This is a genomic window from Trichormus sp. NMC-1 (genome assembly GCF_001858025.1).
Classification (GTDB): Bacteria; Cyanobacteriota; Cyanobacteriia; order Cyanobacteriales; family Nostocaceae; genus Anabaena.
Genome location: NZ_LZQD01000003.1, coordinates 428,105 through 442,417, shown reverse-complemented (window position 1 = coordinate 442,417; position 14,313 = coordinate 428,105). Strand labels below are relative to the sequence as shown.

The following is a 14,313-nucleotide window of genomic DNA, read 5'->3' as shown; positions in this document are numbered from 1 at the left end:
GTCTTAAAACTGTACCAAATATTGTTACTTTGAGCTACAGAATTGAAGTCAGCTTTGGTAATGAATCACATTAGGACTCATAGCCGCTTCCCCCTGTTCGCTTACACGTTCCCGCATCCTTGTGCTTTTGCTCAGAAAGTAGCTAGAGTTGGGGGAGAAATTTTTTTATTTTAGACTCTAGACAAATTTAAAATTTATGATATGATTGTTAATCAGTGAGTGCTTAAAGCTTACTTCCCAAAACGCCAGCATAGCACAGTGGTAGTGCATCCGACTTGTAATCGGAAGGTCGCGAGTTCAAATCCCGCTGCTGGCTCTATGTATATTCGCAAATTCAACTGTCAATTGCCAGATTATTTGACCGCGTTGACAAACGCTCTTGAGTAGAATTTGACAGTAAGAAAGCGATGTCTAACGCGTCTACGCATCCCTAGATGAAGGTAATGCTGTGATTCCCGTGTGGTTAGATATTATTTATCAGCAGTTACAAGAAAAATTTAAATATCAAATAAACTAAGAAAAACTTAGAACAATTTCAAAGTTAATCAAAATAGAATTTATGGTAAAAGCAATTGGCTTTAGAGTTGAACCTCAAATTGTTAATTATGCTGTTGTTGAAGGAACCAAACAAGAACCTATCCTTGTTGCCCATGATAAAATGAGTCCACCAGATAGTTATGATAAAGAGTGTGATAAACTTGTTTGGTATAGAAAGCGTTTGTTGACCATCATTGAACAATATCAGCCTCAGTATGGTGCAATTCGTCTTCCTGAGCCTAGTTCTTTTAAAACAGCTAACAAAGACTCTTTACTTCAAAGGGCAAGGATTGAAGGTGTCATTCTTGAGGGTTTAGGAACAAAAAAAATCGAGTGTATAGTAGGAGCTTTAGCAACAATCTCTTCTGAAATAAATTCTAAAGCTGCAAAAAAATACTTATCTAATTTTGTCAAAATCCATTATCGCTTAAAGAAGTGATTAGACTTGCTCAAGGTGTACTAAATGGGCTTCACCATATCCATATTAAAAACTATCTACACCTTGATGTTAAACCTTCTAATATCCTATTTTCTGACACAGATGAACCAATGATTGCTGATTTTGGACAGTCAGGATTACTCAATCAAAATGGAGTCTTAAATCCACCACCAATGTACATTTTTGGCTTTCCTCCTGAAGTTTTTCAAAATATTGTAACAATTGAATCAGATATCTATTTAATGGGAGTTACCTTGTATAGAGCAATTAATGGAGATATGCTTTTTAATAATCAAAAAAACTCTATTGATTCTAAAATTGATCTGCAAAATAAATAGGACTTACGCATTGACAAAAAATATCATCTATGTAGTCTAGATAATGGCATCCTTGCGAAGGTTGGCAAAAATATGCTCACGGACAACAGAAGTAAACAGATTCCTTTGTACTTCATACCAATTGCTAATTATATTTTCAGAGCGCATAAACTCCAATTTCACAAAAGCTTGAAGTGAACAAAATATATGAGTTTTGATTGCACAGGTATCTCTAACCATGAACCGACAAATTCCACATACTTGTTTTATGGCTCGATGAAATGTTTCAATACCCCAATGGGTATCATGAATTGTGATAAAGGTACTTCTGGTTATGTCTTTGATTTTCTCCTCATCTAGTAGATATAAAATATAATGTCTAGAGTCTTCCTTTTTAAAGTCTTTCCTAAACAATTTTATAAATCCAAATTCTTTCAGATGAGTCCTTAATCCTTCTTGGGGAATAGCCAGAGTGCTTACTTGACAATACTTGTGTGGCTCATTTGAAACAGTTCAACAAAGTTTCTACACCTGATAGTGACTGGGTAATAGGGAATCATTCTCCAATTACCAATTACCAATCCAAAATTGGTATTACCGATTTCAATCCCTTGTTTATAAAGGGATTAAATCTCTGCCACACTTAAGATTTTCATTTACGTTTAGGTCGAGGTAAAAAAAACTGTGCCATTAGACTTTAATGAAATCCGCCAACTACTGGCAACTATTGCACAAACGGATATTGCAGAAGTAACGCTCAAAAGCGATAATTTTGAGTTAACGGTACGGAAAGCTATCGGTAATCATGTACTCGCGGTAGGTCAAGCTACACTAAGTGGTGTGGTGGGTTCGGGATTGACATCGGTAACGACAGGAAATCAGATTCATCTAGTAGATATAAAATATAATGTCTAGAGTCTTCCTTTTTAAAGTCTTTCCTAAACAATTTTATAAATCCAAATTCTTTCAGATGAGTCCTTAATCCTTCTTGGGGAATAGCCAGAGTGCTTACTTGACAATACTTGTGTGGCTCATTTGAAACAGTTCTATTTTTTTCAATTCCGAATAGGAAACCCAATTTCTGGTTTTTTAGAAATTTCAAGTTTTCTACTCCAGAATACCAACTATCTCCTGTTACCATTCTGGGTTTGACTCCCCAGCTTATTATTTCAATTACCATTTCTCTAAAATAATCGTTTTTTGTTTTTCCCTCCTTTTTATCATATATTCTATAATTTATTGGTACTGAATTACCATTAATATCACTGTAATATAGACTAATTAAATTTAAGCCAATAATAGTTTTATGGGCTTTCCCTGACCAAAAATAACTGATTAATTCCGCATTTTTAGGGTCGCTGTAAATCTTTTCTATGACTGTATCGTCTACACTTAATATCCCTCCTTCCAGATTGATAATTTTCTCTATTATGCTGAATAAATCTTTGGGTTCGTATCTCTCTCTCAATAAAAAGCGGTTTACACTATCATGTGAAACATCTCCCAATATCTCCGCTAACCTACTGCACCCTCCATACTTTGGCTCTGACAGCAAAAATAAGGTGTAGATGTCTAGATTGCATTGTGCTGTCGAGGGTTTAGTAATTTCTCTCATTCTCTCATACCCATTACTCGACGACTCTTATTTATCAATGCACTATTTTGTTATTCTGTCAATGCGTAAGTCCTAGGAATATAGAATTTATCTGCAAAGAAAACTTGTTCTCTACCGCTATTGTCGGATATATTGCCTTTAGTTATACGTTAGTTATATTGTGATAGATAACAAAAACCTTTTATTACGTAATCTTTGGTACTATGCACTACCTAGTTGTCTGCTCAAACCAGGTAAAATGGTTGCTCGGATTTTCTTAGGAGAACCAGTGCTACTGATGAGAAGCCAAGATGGTAAGGTTTCTGCGGTGCGCGATATTTGTCCTCATCGGGCTGTACCCTTGAGTTGTGGTCGATTCGATGGGCAAGAAGTAGAATGCTGTTATCACGGTTGGCGTTTTGACCCTGCTGGACATTGTGTCACAATTCCATCTTTATTGCCTGAGCAAGATACGGATTTGAGTCGCTTCGATGTGCAATCATATCCTATCCATGAAACTCAAGGCAATATTTGGATATATATGTCCGATGGGGATAAATCTCAAGCCAATGCTTCAGAAATGGAAGTTCCCATAGTTCCAGGTTTTGCTGCTGAACAACAACCCCAACTAGTTGAGGTAATGCGGTTTCCTTGCTTTATTGATCATGCGGTGACAGGTTTAATGGACCCTGCTCATTCTCCTTATGTACATCGGGTATGGTGGTGGAGAAGCGGGGAACTGCATGAAGAAGTAAAACAATTTGATCCTTCACCTTACGGGTTTACCGTCCGACGACATAAGTTGTCAGAGAATATGGAGAATATGAGCCGATTATATTGGTTAGTCGGTGGGGGTATTCCAGAAGTAGAAATTTCTTTTCGCTTACCAGGTGTGAGAATAGAAGAGATTACCTTTGGTAAACATCGACTTTGTAATTTGACAGCGGTTACACCGATTTCTGATACAGAAACTGAGGTAAATTTTGTTCTTTATGGAATGCCTTCTTGGTTAACTGTATTCAAACCTTTAATTCATGTACTAGCGCGGAAATTCCTGGGACAAGATCGCGCAGTGGTAGAAAAGCAGCAAATTGGACTTAAATATGAGCCAGTGCTGCGATTAATTAAAGATTCAGATATGCAAGCCCAATGGTACTACCAGTTAAAGCGGGAGTTTGCTCGCGCAACATCTGAAAAACGGGAATTTATCAATCCTGTTAAGAGTGTTTTACTACGATGGTTTGCTTGAAGAACTAGTTAATTGTACAATTAGTTAACAACAGGCTGAATAGGTTTATTGTTATTGTCAAATTAAGACAATATAACATCCGACATGAAAGAAGAACGTATTACCATCTGTATTGATGAACAGGAACACTCTCTTTTAAGCAGTCTCTCCCTCCGGGAGAATAAGACTGAATCGGAGATAGTGCGAGAAGCACTGAGAATGTATTTTCAATCTGTAGGTTCTCAAATGTCCTGTTACGATTTGGCTAAGGATTTAGGAATCATTGGTGTTGCTGGAGATATGCCATCTGACTTAAGTACCAACACAGATTATTTAGAGGAGTTTGGCAAATGAGCGGCATTCTCATTGATACAGGTCCTATTGTTGCCATTCTTTCTTCAGCCGATAACCATCATAAAATCTGTGTTGAAACGCTTAAAAAACTCTCCCCACCTCTTCTTACTACATGGCCTGTGATAACTGAATCTCAGTATCTTCTGCGGAAGAATAAAAAAGCTCTCCAAGGATTATTTCATGCATTCTCTGGAGGATTATTTGCGCTAGAAGAGTTACCTTCTGAATCACTACCTTGGCTAGAAAATTTTCTTACAAAATACGAAGATATAAATTCTCAGATTGCTGATGCCAGTCTTATGTATGTAGCAGAGCAAAAAAACATTGACACTATTTTTACTCTAGATAGAAGAGACTTTTTTATTTAACGTTTCAGTAATAAAGAAGCGCCAAAAATCATTCCTACAATGCTTTAAATTGAATTTTGGTGATGGATCACCCAGAAGAACTGGGTGAAAATGATTAAATTATTTCTTGGTGCTGAAGATGGTAGTGAACATCATCAACATCCCACCTACCAAAATAGCGATCGCTAATCCTCCTGTGATTAAATCTAAAGTATTGTTATCCATATTGATCCTTTTTACGAACACGCGAATAAACTACTATACTACTATATTAGATATATTATAAATGACTTAAAAAACTACCCATAATAAATATCAAGGTGTGAAAAAATGAATTTACTAAAAATACAACCTAGACAAGCATTAAATAAAGCTTTCTTAAAAATTAACCCTACAAGAAATGATATTGACACTTTTAAAAATCATCTGCTGAATCTAATTGAGAAAATCAATGAATCTGAATCAGAGGAATTTCATAAAAATCTGATTAGCGATTTCTTGAAAACTACTTATTATAGTAAAAATCATTTTATTAATACTAAAGGACGTAATGATTTAGTTATTCATAATGGTAAAGATGCTAAAAGCAGTGTAGGTGTAATTTTAGAAGTTAAAAAGCCAAGCAACAAAAGCGAAATGCTAAAAGTTGACAATTTGAATACTAAAGCATTTCAGGAATTGGTTTTATATTTTCTGAGAGAACGTCTGATAGAGAAAAATTTAGAACTTAAATATTTAATAGCTACTAATATTTATGAATGGTTTATTTTTGATGCTCAGAGTTTTGAAACCTTATTTATTGGTAATAAATCTTTTGTTAAACAATTTAATGATTTTGAAGAGGAGAGATTAAGTAGCAAAAAAACCGAGTTTTTCTATAGAGAAATTGCTCAACCTGCTATTGCAGAAATTGAAGATAAAATAACTTTTACACATTTTGATATTCGAGAATATCAGCAATATTTAACACTGGGTATAAATGCAGATGATTATAAATTAATTGTTCTGTTTAAGCTTCTTTCTCCAGAACATTTATTAAAATTACCTTTTGCAAATGATATTAATACCCTTGATAAAGGATTTTACAGCGAACTATTACATATTATTGGTTTAACAGAAACTAAAGAAGGTAGTAAAAAACTCATTCAACGTCAAAAAGAAAATGAGAGAAATGTAGGTTCATTGATAGAGAATGCTATTTCCCAAGTTGATAGTTTAGATAAAATTTCTCGTTTAGAAAAACCGGAACAATTTGGAGAAACTTATCAAGAACAACTTTTTAATCTGAGTTTAGAATTAGCAATTACCTGGATAAATAGAATCCTATTTTTAAAATTATTAGAAGCTCAATTAATTAAATATCATAAAAATAATCAATCTTTAGGATTTTTGAATTTAGAGAAAGTAAAAAATTACGATGATCTCAATAGTCTATTTTTCAGTGTCTTAGCTCGGAAATCACAGGAAAGAAACCAAAATTTACAAAAAATATTTTCTCATGTTCCTTATTTGAATAGTTCTCTATTTGAACCTACAGAAATGGAACAAGCAACTATTTTTATTAGCAATTTGAGAAATGAGCAGCTTGAGATTTTCCCTGCGACTATCTTAAAAGACAACAACGGAAAAAAACGCACCAGTGAAATTAATGCTTTAGAATATCTATTTGAATTTCTCAATGCTTATGATTTTAGTAGTGAAAGTGGTGAAGAAATTCAAGAAGAGAATAAAAGATTAATTAATGCGTCTGTTCTAGGTTTAATTTTTGAGAAAATTAATGGTTATAAAGATGGTTCTTTCTTTACTCCCGGTTTTATTACTATGTATATGTGTCGGGAAACCATTAGGAGAGCAGTTGTACAAAAGTTTAATGAAGTTAAAAATTGGAGTTGTGAAACTATTGATGATTTATATGAAAAAATTGAAGATAAACAAGTAGCTAATAATATTATTAATAGTTTAAAAATATGTGATCCTGCTGTGGGTTCAGGACATTTTTTAGTTTCTGCGCTGAATGAAATTATTGCTATCAAAAGTGAGTTGAGAATTTTACTTGATAGACAAGGTAAAAGATTAAAAGAATATAATATTGAAGTTGCAAATGATGAATTAGTTGTTACTGATGAGGATGGTTTATTATTTGAATATAATCCTAAAAATCAGGAAAGTCAACGAGTACAAGAAACTCTATTTCATGAAAAACAAACGATTATTGAAAATTGTTTATTTGGTGTGGATATTAACCCCAATTCTGTAAAAATATGTCGATTACGTTTGTGGATTGAACTTTTAAAAAATGCTTATTATAAAACCTCACCCCTAACCCTACTCCTACGAGGAGCAGGGAATAAAGAAGAGAGAGAATTGGAGACTTTACCCAATATTGATATTAATATTAAATGTGGTAATTCTTTAATTAGTCAGTTTTCGTTAGATGCTAATTTGCGAACTGCTTTAAATAAAAATAAATGCAGTATTGAAAGTTATAGAAATGCTGTCCAAACTTACCGCAATGCTGAAAATAAGGAGCAAAAGCGGGAAATGGAAAGGTTAATTAGGGAGATTAAAGGTAATTTTAAAACTACTTTACAGGGAATTGATCCTAATAAGACTAAGTTAAGAAAGTTAGAAGGTGAAGTGTATAATTTAGAGAATCAAACTTTTTTATTTGAGGAAACTAAAGCTGAGAAAAAAGCACGGGAGAAAAAGATTGCTAAGTTAAATAATGAGATTGATAAGTTACGGGTTGAGATTGAGGATATAGAAAGTGGTAAGATTTATGAAAATGCTCTTGAATGGCGTTTTGAGTTTCCTGAAGTGTTAAATGATGATGGTGTTTTTGTCGGTTTTGATGCTGTTATTGGTAATCCTCCTTATGGTATATTACCTTCAAAATCAGAATTAGCTCTACTACGGAATAGATATGAAAAACTAGGTATAAACAATTTATTAAAAGATAGCTATTTTATATTTTGTTTATTAGCATTAAAAGATATTTTAAAACCACATGGATATCTATGTTATATAATACCTAATACTTGGAAATTAATTGATGCAGCACAGGAGTTTAGACAGAACTTAATTAGAGAATTCCGTCTGCTATGTATAGATCAATTTCAAACTAAAGTATTTGATGAAGCAACAGTAGATTGTGATATTATCTTGATGCAAAATAGTCAAATATCAGAATATGATATCAAAATCAACTTGAGAAATAGTGAAACAATTGAAATTATTAATATTTTATCAAAAAATACTCTTTCCAAACAAGATTTCTTTAATTTTTTGCTTACCGAGGAACAACTTTTATTGTTAAATGTCATTTATTCCAAATCTTTGTTAGTTAAAGATTATTTTGATATTAAAAATGGTGTAAAACCTTATGAAGTTGGTAAAGGTTATCCACCGCAAACAAGAAAAATATTAGATGAAAAACCTTATACTTCTGAAACTAAATTAAACGATACTTTTCAACCTTTAATTGGTGGACGTTATTTTAATAAATATGTAATTTTATGGAATGGCAATTTTTGGATTAGTTATGGTAAATGGCTTGCAGCACCTAGAGAAGAATCCATATTTAAAGCAAAAGAAAAACTGATTTTTAGACAAACTAGCGATCAGATTATTGGAACTTTGATTGAGTCTGGATTTATCATGCGAGATAATACTCATATTATTCTCAAAAAAGATGAAAAATTTAACCTTAAATATATACTCGGTATATTAAACTCAAAACTAATTGATTTTGTGTATACTAGCATTAATCCAGAAAAAGGAGAAGCATTGGCACAAGTTAAAGCTTTTCATTTAGGACTTTTACCATTTTATCCAATTTCTCTAAAAGAACAAATTCCTTTTATTGAAATAGTTGATCAAATCCTCACTGCTAAAAAGTCCGATCCTAATGCAGATACAACCGCATTAGAAGCAGAAATTGACCAAATGGTTTATCAACTTTATGATTTAAAAACAGAGAAAATTCAAATTATAGAAAGTTCTAGATAATATCGCTTTATCCATATCTCCAATTTCTGATATTAATTAGTTTTCGTAGGTTGGGTTAAGCGACAGCGCAACCCAACAAATGTTTAAAAATGTTGGGTTTCCTAATGTCAACCCAACCTACCCAATTTCTAATTCAGACAATTTAACTTTATAACCCTAATTCACCTCAAGGTTTATTATCCCAAATTGCTAATAATGTTGCTAAAATTGCAGATAGGGAGACTAAGCAGGATATTGCAGCTTACACAGAGATTTTAGGGTTGGCTTTTCTCAACCCAAATAAAAATATTATGCGTTAAGTTACGCCATACACATTTGATGTAAAAAATCAAGACTTTTGTTGCCAAAATGTCCTTGTTTAAAAACCAGATCCCCGACTTCTAACATCAATTGATAATTTATTTACAGGATACAAAAGAAGTCGGGGATCTTATGGTTCTAAAAATCAACTCCGCGCTTCAGTTCTACCCCTTGATTAGCGTAGTGTTTATGACAATAAACCTCAGAATGAATACTGGCTAAATCAAAATATGCAGGTTGATTTTGACAGCGACCAGTAATAATAACTTCTGTATCGCGGGGTTTACGCAATAAAGCTTGAACAATCGGATCAACAGGAAGTAATTCTAAATCAACAGTGGGGTTGAGTTCATCGAGAATGATGGTTTTATAGATTCCAGATGCGATCGCAGTTTTGGCAATTTCCCAACCTCTTTCTGCTTCTATATAGTCTAATTCTTGCCGAGAATTGCGCCAAACAATCGCATCTCTACCACAGCGTAAATGATCCACCACTTCAGGATAAGACTGCTGTAAAGCGGCTATGGCTGCATCTTCAGTATAACCACTACCACCCTTCAACCACTGCATAATTAATACACGAGTAGAACCAGGATGATTTATTCCCCTACCAATTGCTTGTAAAGCCTTCCCCAAAGCACTAGTAGATTTACCCTTACCCGCACCTGTATAAATTTCAATCCCTTCAATTAACAGTGCTGCTGCTGTCGGGTGGTGGTGAGGTTTCATTTCCGAATGCAAATCCGCAATATCCAGTAACTGTTGCGGTGTCGCTCGTCCAGTAGCAATAATTTCCAATTCCTGGGGTTTAGATTTTAAAGTTTTTACTACCTCATCGACAGGAAGCAAACCCAAATCCAAAACCGGGTTAATTTCATCTAAAACCACAACCGAGTATAACCCTGATGCGATCGCACCTTTAGCCACATCCCAACCCCGCAAAGCTTCCTCTCTGTCAAAAGGGGTAATCTCATCATGTCCAAAAAACTCGGCTCTCCCCGTGCGAACCTGATCAATCAAATGGGGAAAACCGCGCTGTAAAGCTGCGATCGCTCCATCCTCATCATAATCACGTTCTGGCCCCTTGAGAAACCGCAGCAGTAGAACGCGATTAGAATCACTCGGTGTATTTATTCCCAAACCAATCGAGCGCAAAACCACCCCTAAAGCCGCTTGGGACTTACCTTTGCCAATACCATCATAGACGTGAATTTGGCCAATGAGCCGTTCAGAACGCACTTGTGCTGTGCGAATACCGATGCCATTTCTTGTCATTTCTGGAAAAGCTGTAACGTCGCAGTCTCCTATTTTACCTAAACTAGCACCGCTGCGCGGAATTAAAAATTAAAAATTAAAAATTAAAAAAGCTTATTGCAAATACTTTTCAGAAATTTTGTAGCTGGCTTCTCCGTAAGTGCTTAGTCGCTTAATTTACATATTTTTGTACTAATGTGTAGAGAAAACTGTTGTCTGTTCCCTATTCCCTTCTTTGATGAGATAATTGCCACCATTATCCGTATCATCTCAGTTATACTCTACAATTTAAACAATTTAACCCGGACTCTTGACAAATGCTACATTTTAGATTTAGGTTGCTGACTTAATCCTTTAATTCTCATCCTTTCGTGGGTGGCTTCAATCCCAAATCCCAAATCCCAAATTTATTGAACTTATTGAACGTTATGACTGAAGAATTATCACTTCCCAGAATTTTACCCATTGGTGCGATTTTATTTGAAACTTTGTTCTTACTAATTGCCATTCCCATAGAAGGTTACATTCTCCATCGCTGGCTAAAATTTGACAAAAAAACTAGCATCTTTTATGCCATTGCCATGAATGTTTTTTCCAGTGTCATTGGCTGGACTATATTTTTTCTAGTAGAGCCAATATTACCCGTACCAATTAAGTCAGAATTAATTAGCTATGTGTTTTTTAATAACTTCAAAAATCCCAGTACTCACAGCTATCTAGTACTCTCTGGTTTTATTATATTTTTTAGTACATTTTTAATTAAGTTTTTCTTATTAAAGACCTTAATTATCTCTTTGGGAGAATTTACTAAAAATGAAGACAATACACTAATCTCTCAACGCCAAAGATTAAAATTAATGAACAAAGCAAAATTACGAAACACAAATTTAATTACTACTACTTTAATAGCAAACTCCCTTAGCTATACTGCTATCACGATAATTTTATTAATTCGCAGCTACTCTGGAGGATTGAAGTAATTAAACAGTTACAAAAAATCTGGATGATTTAAGAAAATAGAGGTAAAAATATGAATTCACCAATTTTCAAAGAAATAACAGTTCTCTTTAAATTTGTTCAAGACTTATTCTCAGGAGTTCAAAAGCTTTTAATGCCTCCCAAGGCTTACTCTTGGCAAACACTAATCTATTTAAGTGTTTTTTCTTGGGCAATGTCATATTTTTCTATAGGTTATATAAAAGATATAATTGCATTTTCAGGTTGGGTCTTCTTAATGGCTGGTACAGCCTGGTATACCACCGACGACCCTTTAAGAGTTCCTGGGACTTTTATGCCAGTGGGAGCATTGATAACTAGTTTCTTAGTCAGTGCCTTTGCTTTTAGACATAATGTGAATTTAGTTACACCTAAAACCATAGTTTATTGGCCAACAATTGCTGCAATCATTACCGCAATACCAGAATTTTTTGTAGGCACAGGTACAAAATCAAAAGCTACTCTTCCTAAACAAAAAGAACGCCAAAAAATCATCATTTTGATTGCTTGGTCAATGCTAATAAGTTGCTGGATTCAGTTTTACTTTGTCATCGATAAATGGTTAAAGGAATATCCCAGTTTACTAGTAGATAATTTTCAAAATAGCGCCTTTGTCATTAAACTAGAGCCAAAAGCCAAAACGCCACAAAATGGGGCGATGATTTTGAATAAAATTCAGCCTTTAATAGAAGAACAAATAGTGACACGACCTTGGTCAGAAGTAGAAAGATGGCTATTAGAAGCAAACCAGCAAGTAGGAAACTTGGGTAAGAGAATGATAGACAAAAACCTAGTGAAATATGAAGAACAAGAACTATGGCGAATTGAACCCCGTGTAGTCAATGTCAATTCGGGATATAGATTAGATATCCTCAGTATTTGGACAGGCCCTAGTGCAAATAAAAACGGTTTTTATCTCCAAAAATCCTGTCGCATCCAACCAATTGCAGCCGTCAAGCAACCAGAGAATAAAAACGCAGTTGCAGGAATTGAATGCGATCGCACCAGCAAATTTTTCCTCGGCTCACCACCACCACAACAGTAGGGGAATAGGGAGATGGGGTGATGGGGAGAAAATGACCAATGACCAATGACCAATGACTAATGACTAATGACCATGAATATAACTAGAACCTTTGTGATGTCAAAAAATGTGTTTCAGGAAGTGATCCGCGATCGCATCCTGTACATCATTGGTTTTTATGCACTCATCCTCGCTGTTGCTAATCGGGCAATTTTTGAATTTGCAGCTACAAGCCAGGACAAAATATTTTTAGACTTTGGTTTAGCAACAATGAACGTAATTGGTTTAATTGTTGTCGTTTTTATAGGTACAGGACTAGTTAATAAAGAAATTGAAAAACGTACTATTTTAATGTTAATTGCCAAACCCATAAGTCGTAGTGAATTTATCACTAGTAAATACTTAGGTTTATCCGCAGTTCTAGCTGTAATAATCGCCGCTATGACAGCTATTTATCTGGGATTTTTACAATTTGGTAAAATGTCTTATCCAATTTCTAGTATTCTGATTGCTGCATTTTTCTTGTTTTTGCAGTTAACCTTAATTACAGCAGTAGCTATCACATTAGGAGTTTTTACCAGTTCTCTCATAGCCACAGCTTTAACATTTGCTGTCTATTTAATGGGGAATATTACTCAAGATTTGGTCGCACTTGGTCGTCTGAGTCAAAACCCAGGTGTAGAACGCTTTACACAAGGTTTATATCTTATCCTCCCAGATTTATCTCGCTTAGATTTGAAAAATGATGCTGTCTATGGATTGCAAGCAATACCTGACACAATGACATTAATTGGTAATGCCGGCTATGGCTTGATGTACAGTTTCATGCTATTAGCAATTGCCATCTTAATCTTCTTACGACGAGAGTTTTAAATAATTCGTAATTCGTAATTCGTAATTCGTAATTCGTAATTAAGTTATTCTTGATTTTCTCTGTGTCTCCGCGTCTCCGCGTCTCCCCATCTCCCCATCTCCGCGTCAGCCCTAATCATAAGTAGTCAACTGGACACGATATTACTCATCTTTCCAAGTTCTTAACTGCAAATAAACTAGTAACAAAGTAATAATTAACAACACCGTGGCTACAGCTGCGGCATAACCAAAATCAAATTGACCAAAAGCTTCTTGGTAAGTGTAATAAACCAGCAAATTAGTAGAATTTAAAGGACCACCACCTGTAATCACATAAACAGGCTCAAAACTTCGCAATGTGAAAATAGCAGTCGTAACAGTGGCAAAAATTAAAGTCGGTCGTAGTCCAGGTAAAGTAATATGCCAAAATTGTTGCCAAGCATTAGCTCCATCTAATTCTGCTGCTTCATAACGACTAACAGGAATTGCTTGCAACCCAGCTAAAAAAACCACCATATTGAAACCTATTTGTTTCCAAATACTAAATAAAATGATGACTGGCATTGCCCAAAAAGTATCTCCTAACCAAGATATTTCGGGAATATCAAATATCTTTAAAAGCTCATTTACAGGCCCCGTATTTTGAAACAACCAGCGAAATCCCAAACCAGCGGCCACAAGAGAGGTAATTGAAGGCAGAAAATAAGCACTTCGCAAAATTAAGAGCCAAGCGAATGAGCGATTTAATAACACTGCTATTCCCAATGGAATTACCAAACTAGGAACAAGGCTACCAAGAGTAAAATAAACTGTGTTAAAAATAACTTGCCAAAAGTCAGAGTTTAGTAACAAACGCCAATAGTTTTTGAAGCCAACCCAATGAATGCCGTTAGAGGTGAAAATACCCGCAGTAAAACTGAGATAAAACAAATAAGCAATTGGCCAAATAACAAATACACCTAACAAAATCAGTGCGGGTGTTAGAAAAACCCAAGCCGCGACTGTATCATTATCTAGTAGTTGCAGACGGGAAGAACGGGATGTTTTCATGGCAATATTGGTG

General features: G+C 34.7%; 11 protein-coding genes, 1 tRNA gene and 3 pseudogenes. 11 read left to right on the top strand and 4 right to left on the bottom strand.

All coding sequences use genetic code 11. The features are described from left to right. Positions 1 to 244 precede the first annotated feature (244 nt). From A9Y75_RS13265 to A9Y75_RS13255, 3 genes are all read left to right on the top strand, one after another. Positions 245 to 316, top strand: a tRNA-Thr gene (locus A9Y75_RS13265). Between the two features lie 243 nt (positions 317 to 559). Then, entirely contained in the window at positions 560 to 976 is a 417-nt protein-coding gene (locus A9Y75_RS13260) for a hypothetical protein (protein ID WP_071190022.1), read from the top strand. Then, positions 973 to 1,314 (top strand): protein kinase, encoded by a 342-nt coding sequence (locus A9Y75_RS13255; RefSeq protein ID WP_071190021.1) that lies wholly within the window; start codon positions 973 to 975, stop codon positions 1,312 to 1,314. The genes A9Y75_RS13260 and A9Y75_RS13255 overlap by 4 nt, the downstream gene beginning before the upstream one ends. Before the next feature lie 36 nt (positions 1,315 to 1,350). Here A9Y75_RS13255 and A9Y75_RS13250 read toward each other — a convergent pair. Further along, positions 1,351 to 1,806, bottom strand: a pseudogene (locus A9Y75_RS13250) (IS701 family transposase); the annotation flags it as partial. A 171-nt stretch (positions 1,807 to 1,977) separates the two neighbouring features. On the opposite strand from A9Y75_RS13250, the pseudogene A9Y75_RS29610 reads away from it, so the two are divergent. Next, positions 1,978 to 2,160, top strand: a pseudogene (locus A9Y75_RS29610) (acetyl-CoA carboxylase, biotin carboxyl carrier protein); the annotation flags it as partial. Positions 2,161 to 2,176: 16 nt separating this feature from the next. Here A9Y75_RS29610 and A9Y75_RS13245 read toward each other — a convergent pair. Then, a pseudogene (locus tag A9Y75_RS13245) lies at positions 2,177 to 2,848 on the bottom strand (IS701 family transposase); the annotation flags it as partial. A gap of 220 nt (positions 2,849 to 3,068) precedes the next feature. Between A9Y75_RS13245 and A9Y75_RS13240 the strand changes: the two are divergent. From A9Y75_RS13240 to A9Y75_RS13225, 4 genes are all read left to right on the top strand, one after another. Further along, positions 3,069 to 4,136: an aromatic ring-hydroxylating dioxygenase subunit alpha gene (locus A9Y75_RS13240; RefSeq protein WP_071190020.1), complete on the top strand. Its 1,068-nt coding sequence runs from the start codon at positions 3,069 to 3,071 to the stop codon at positions 4,134 to 4,136. Between the two features lie 84 nt (positions 4,137 to 4,220). After that, a complete protein-coding gene (locus tag A9Y75_RS13235; RefSeq protein ID WP_016953364.1) occupies positions 4,221 to 4,469 on the top strand; it encodes a ribbon-helix-helix protein, CopG family in 249 nt (82 codons plus the stop codon). Then, the gene (locus A9Y75_RS13230; RefSeq protein ID WP_071190019.1) at positions 4,466 to 4,837 is read left to right on the top strand and encodes a PIN domain-containing protein; all 372 of its coding nucleotides are present in this window, start codon (positions 4,466 to 4,468) and stop codon (positions 4,835 to 4,837) included. Before A9Y75_RS13235 ends, A9Y75_RS13230 begins: the two co-directional genes overlap by 4 nt. A gap of 309 nt (positions 4,838 to 5,146) precedes the next feature. Continuing rightward, positions 5,147 to 8,824 carry a TaqI-like C-terminal specificity domain-containing protein gene (locus A9Y75_RS13225; RefSeq protein ID WP_071190018.1) on the top strand — a complete coding sequence of 1,226 codons (3,678 nt, stop codon included), beginning with the start codon at positions 5,147 to 5,149 and terminating at the stop codon, positions 8,822 to 8,824. A 438-nt stretch (positions 8,825 to 9,262) separates the two neighbouring features. Here the strand turns inward: A9Y75_RS13225 and A9Y75_RS13220 are convergent, their stop codons facing one another. Further along, the gene (locus A9Y75_RS13220; RefSeq protein WP_071190017.1) at positions 9,263 to 10,399 is read right to left on the bottom strand and encodes a cob(I)yrinic acid a,c-diamide adenosyltransferase; all 1,137 of its coding nucleotides are present in this window, start codon (positions 10,397 to 10,399) and stop codon (positions 9,263 to 9,265) included. 407 nt (positions 10,400 to 10,806) lie between these two features. On the opposite strand from A9Y75_RS13220, the gene fraC reads away from it, so the two are divergent. From fraC to A9Y75_RS13205, 3 genes are all read left to right on the top strand, one after another. Next, positions 10,807 to 11,358, top strand: a complete 552-nt coding sequence (fraC, locus tag A9Y75_RS13215; RefSeq protein ID WP_071190142.1) for a filament integrity protein FraC — start codon at positions 10,807 to 10,809, stop codon at positions 11,356 to 11,358. A gap of 50 nt (positions 11,359 to 11,408) precedes the next feature. Beyond that, positions 11,409 to 12,419, top strand: a complete 1,011-nt coding sequence (gene fraD, locus A9Y75_RS13210; protein ID WP_071190016.1) for a septal junction protein FraD — start codon at positions 11,409 to 11,411, stop codon at positions 12,417 to 12,419. 72 nt (positions 12,420 to 12,491) lie between these two features. After that, the gene (locus A9Y75_RS13205) at positions 12,492 to 13,271 is read left to right on the top strand and encodes an ABC transporter permease subunit (protein WP_071190015.1); all 780 of its coding nucleotides are present in this window, start codon (positions 12,492 to 12,494) and stop codon (positions 13,269 to 13,271) included. A 141-nt stretch (positions 13,272 to 13,412) separates the two neighbouring features. Here A9Y75_RS13205 and A9Y75_RS13200 read toward each other — a convergent pair whose 3' ends face one another. After that, positions 13,413 to 14,300 (bottom strand): sugar ABC transporter permease, encoded by an 888-nt coding sequence (locus tag A9Y75_RS13200; RefSeq protein WP_071190014.1) that lies wholly within the window; start codon positions 14,298 to 14,300, stop codon positions 13,413 to 13,415. Positions 14,301 to 14,313 lie beyond the last annotated feature (13 nt).

What these genes read in the sequence shown, in the direction of transcription:
- A9Y75_RS13260 (WP_071190022.1), top strand. Translation starts at nt 560, where the DNA reads ATGGTAAAAGCAATTGGCTTTAGAGTTGAACCTCAAATTGTTAATTAT.
- A9Y75_RS13235 (WP_016953364.1), top strand. Translation starts at nt 4,221, where the DNA reads ATGAAAGAAGAACGTATTACCATCTGTATTGATGAACAGGAACACTCT.
- A9Y75_RS13230 (WP_071190019.1), top strand. Translation starts at nt 4,466, where the DNA reads ATGAGCGGCATTCTCATTGATACAGGTCCTATTGTTGCCATTCTTTCT.
- A9Y75_RS13225 (WP_071190018.1), top strand. Translation starts at nt 5,147, where the DNA reads ATGAATTTACTAAAAATACAACCTAGACAAGCATTAAATAAAGCTTTC.
- A9Y75_RS13220 (WP_071190017.1), bottom strand. Translation starts at nt 10,399, where the DNA reads ATGACAAGAAATGGCATCGGTATTCGCACAGCACAAGTGCGTTCTGAA.
- fraC (WP_071190142.1), top strand. Translation starts at nt 10,807, where the DNA reads ATGACTGAAGAATTATCACTTCCCAGAATTTTACCCATTGGTGCGATT.
- fraD (WP_071190016.1), top strand. Translation starts at nt 11,409, where the DNA reads ATGAATTCACCAATTTTCAAAGAAATAACAGTTCTCTTTAAATTTGTT.
- A9Y75_RS13205 (WP_071190015.1), top strand. Translation starts at nt 12,492, where the DNA reads ATGAATATAACTAGAACCTTTGTGATGTCAAAAAATGTGTTTCAGGAA.
- A9Y75_RS13200 (WP_071190014.1), bottom strand. Translation starts at nt 14,300, where the DNA reads ATGAAAACATCCCGTTCTTCCCGTCTGCAACTACTAGATAATGATACA.